This window comes from Streptomyces scabichelini (genome assembly GCF_011045015.1).
Taxonomy (GTDB): domain Bacteria; phylum Actinomycetota; class Actinomycetes; order Streptomycetales; family Streptomycetaceae; genus Streptomyces; species Streptomyces scabichelini.
Genome location: NZ_JAAKZY010000407.1, coordinates 1 through 3,594, shown reverse-complemented (window position 1 = coordinate 3,594; position 3,594 = coordinate 1). Strand labels below are relative to the sequence as shown.

3 protein-coding genes are annotated in these 3,594 nt (G+C 71.4%); 1 reads left to right on the top strand and 2 read right to left on the bottom strand.

Features of this window, described 5'->3' with window-relative positions; all coding sequences use genetic code 11:
- The coding region (locus tag G5C60_RS49985) for a sensor histidine kinase (protein WP_165270853.1) at nt 1-797 on the top strand (797 nt) is incomplete at its 5' end.
- On the opposite strand, the gene G5C60_RS49980 is transcribed toward G5C60_RS49985, so the two are convergent.
- Both G5C60_RS49980 and G5C60_RS49975 read right to left on the bottom strand, forming a co-directional pair.
- Complete coding sequence (locus tag G5C60_RS49980) at nt 774-2,249, bottom strand: peptidoglycan D,D-transpeptidase FtsI family protein (protein WP_165270855.1); 1,476 nt, start codon at nt 2,247-2,249, stop codon at nt 774-776. The genes G5C60_RS49985 and G5C60_RS49980 overlap by 24 nt on opposite strands.
- Before the next feature lie 17 nt (nt 2,250-2,266).
- Nucleotides 2,267-3,553 (bottom strand): FtsW/RodA/SpoVE family cell cycle protein, encoded by a 1,287-nt coding sequence (locus G5C60_RS49975; RefSeq protein WP_420907490.1) that lies wholly within the window; start codon nt 3,551-3,553, stop codon nt 2,267-2,269.
- Between the last annotated feature and the right edge of the window lie 41 nt (nt 3,554-3,594).

Below are 3,594 nucleotides of genomic sequence, written 5' to 3'. Positions count from 1 at the left end.
ACCCCCAACTCCCCGGCACCGCAAGGGAGATCACTCGCCTGGCCGCCGCCCTGCGCAACGTCGAGAACACCGCCGTGGGCCTCGCCGCCGAACAGGCCGTCCTGCGCCGCAACAGCACCGAGTCCCTGGCCAGCCTGGGCCGCCGCAACCAGGCGTTGCTCAGGCGCCAGCTCGGCCTGATCACCACCCTGGAGAGCCAGGAACTCGACCCGGACGCCCTCGCCGAACTCTTCGAGCTCGACCATCTGGCCACGCGCATGCGCCGCAACGCCGAGTCCCTGCTTGTCCTCGCCGGCGAGGAGGCCCCCGCCCGCTCCTGGCCCGGCATGGTCACCGTCGCCGAGGTGGTGCAGTCGGCCGTCGCGGAGGTCGAGCAGTACCGCCGGGTCGCGGCCGTCGACGTCGAGGCCTGCCGCATCCGCGGCCACGCCGTCGCCGAGCTGTCCCATCTGCTGGCCGAACTCGTCGAGAACGCCCTGATGTTCAGCCCGCCCGGGCAGCCCGTCGAGATCTACGGCTGGCGGGACGGCGCCGAGTACTGCATGGCCGTCGTCGACCGCGGCATCGGCATGACGCTGGAACGCATGGCCGAGGCCAACGCCCTGCTGTCCGGCAGCGGTTCCTTCCTCACGGCACCCACCCGCTTCCTGGGCCACCACGTCGTCGGCGCGCTCGCCTCCCGCCTCGGCGCCCACGTCGAACTGCGGCCCACGGCGGGCTCGGGCGTCACGGCGTACGTGGCGCTGCCCGCCGCACTCGTCCAGGAACCGTCGTCAACGGCCGCGGTCAGCGGGTGAGCCGAGCACCGACTTCATCACGGCGCGCGCGATCGGCGCCGCGTCGCCGCCCCCGCTGATCTCGCCGCGGTCGGCCGACGCGTCCTCGACGACGACCGCGACGGCGATCGCCGGTTCCATCGCGTCGCGCGCCTGGGCCCAGGAGATGAACCAGGCGTACGGCGTACCGGAGTTGCCGATGCCGTGCTGGGCGGTGCCCGTCTTGCCGCCGACCGTGACGCCGGGGACGGCGGCGTTCCGGCCGGTGCCCTTCCTCACCACGTCCGTCATCAACTTCCGCACACTCATGGCTGTCGCGGGGGTCATGGCCCGGTGGGCGGCCCGCGGACCGGCCGTCGAGACCGTGGCGCCGTCGTTCGTCGTCGTCCGCTCCACCAGATGGGGCGTGTACACCGTGCCGCCGTTCGCGACGGCCGCCGAGACCATCGCCATCTGCAACGGGGTCGCCCGGGTGTCGAACTGGCCGATGGAGGACAGCGCCAGCTGCGCCTTGTCGAGGCCGGTGCCGAACGTACTGGTCGAGACCGGGAACGGGATCCTCAGCCCCGCGTCGTTGAAGCCGAAGCCGGCCGCCTTGTCCGCCATGTCCCTCAGGCCCACGGCCACGCCCAGCTTGGCGAACACCGTGTTGCACGACCACTCGAAGGCATAACGCAGCGACGCGTCGGCGCAGTCCTCGACCTCGTTCGGCAGCCGGGCCGAACTGCCGGGCAGCCGGTACGGATCCGGTGACTCGATGGGTGCGTCCAGGTCCTTCACCACGCCCGCGTCCAGGGCCGCCGCCGCGGTGACCACCTTGAAGGTCGAACCCGGCGGATAGGTCTGCCGCACGGCCCGGTTGAGCATCGGCTGATCCGCGGCGCCGTTCAGCCGCGCCCACGCCTCCGCCACCGCCGCGTCCGTCCCGGACAACTCCTCCGGGTCGTAGGAGGGGGTGGAGACGAGCGCCAGGATCCGGCCCGTCGACGGTTCGATGGCGGCCACCGCGCCCCGCCGGTCGCCGAGTCCGGCGTACGCCGCCCGCTGCGCGGTCGGGTCGAGGGTCGTGACGACGTTGCCGCCGGGGTTGCGGGTGCGTGTGAGGTCGTTCCACAGGGGGAGCGGGGAGAGCATCGGGTCGGTGCCGGAGAGGACGTCGTCCTCGGCGCTCTCCAGGAGCGTCGTCCCGTACACCTGCGAGGCGAAGCCGGTGACGGGCGCGTACAACGGGCCGTTCCGGTACGTCCGTTCGTAGCGGAGGTTCTCTCCCGAGTCCCTGGAGCCGGTGACCGGTTTTCCGCCGACAAGGATGTCGCCGCGCGGCTGGGCGTAACGGGCGATCGTCAGACGGCGGTTGGCCGGATTCTCGTCGTACGAACGGGCCTGGACGATCTGGATGCGGGTGGCGTTCGCGAGGAGGGCGAGCAGGAGCAGCGCGCAGAACGCGGCGGCGCGACGGATGTACCGGGGCATGGGGCGGCCGTCTCCGGTCATGGTGCGCCCTCCCCGTCGTACTGGCCGCGTGCCGAGTCGCTGACGCGGATCAGCAGGGCCACGATGATCCAGTTGGTGACGACCGACGAACCGCCCTGCGCCAGGAACGGCATCGCCATCCCGGTCAGCGGGATCAGCCCCGTCACCCCGCCCGCGATCACGAACACCTGGAACGCCACGATCGAGGCGAGCCCGACCGCGAGCAGCCGCCCGAAGGGATCGCGCAGGGCGAGGCCCACCCGGTAGCCGCGCTCGACCAGCAGCCCGTACAGCAGGAAGATCGCGGACAGCCCGGCGAGACCCAGTTCCTCGCCCGCCGTCGCCAGGATGAAGTCCGACTTGGCGGCGAAGCCGATGAGGATCGAGTGGCCGAGCCCGAGGCCGGTGCCGAGCAGGCCGCCGGCGGCGAACGCGTAGAGGGACTGGGCGAGTTGGTTCGGCCCCAGGCCCGCCTCGACCGACGCGAACGGATGCAGCCAGTCCTCGACACGGCTGTGCACATGCGGTTCGAGCCAGCCGACGGCGAAGGCGCCGAGCGCCGCGAGCAGCAGGCCGACCGCGATCCACCCGGTGCGGCCCGTGGCGACGTACAACAGGATCACGAACAGGCCGAAGAACAGCAGCGAGGTGCCGAGGTCCCGCTCGAGGACCAGGACCCCGACACTCAGCAGCCAGATGGTGACGATCGGGCCGAGGACTCGTCCCGTGGGCATTTGAAGTTTCCAGATGCGGCGGCCCGTGTACGCGAGGGCGTTGCGGTTCGCCGCGAGATAGCCGGCGAAGAACACCGCGAGCAGCACCTTCGCGAACTCGCCCGGCTGGATGGAGAATCCGGCGATCCTGATCCAGATCCGGGCGCCGTTCACGGCCGGGAAGAAGATCGGCAGGATGAGCAGGACAAGGGCGGTGACGACGCAGAGGTAGCTGTAGCGCTGGAGCACCCGGTGATCGCGCAGGAAGAGCACGACCGCGATGAACAGGCCCACGCCGAGCGTCGACCAGACGAGCTGCGTGGTGGCCGCCCGGTCGGCCGGGGTCTCCAGGTCGAGCCGGTAGATCAGCACCAGCCCGAGGCCGTTGAGCAGTACGGCGATCGGGAGCAGCAGCGGATCGGCGTACGGCGCCCGCAGCCGCACCGCGACATGCGCGAGAAGCGCGAGCACGCCGAGCCCGGCGCCGTAACGGGCGGCGTCCGGCGGAAGGGTGCCGTTCCTGGCGAGTCCGACAGCGCAGTAGCCGTACACGGAGAGCAGGACGGCCAGGACGATGAGGGTGAACTCGATGCCACGGCGCCGGGGGAGGCGTACAGCGGCTGTCTCTTATA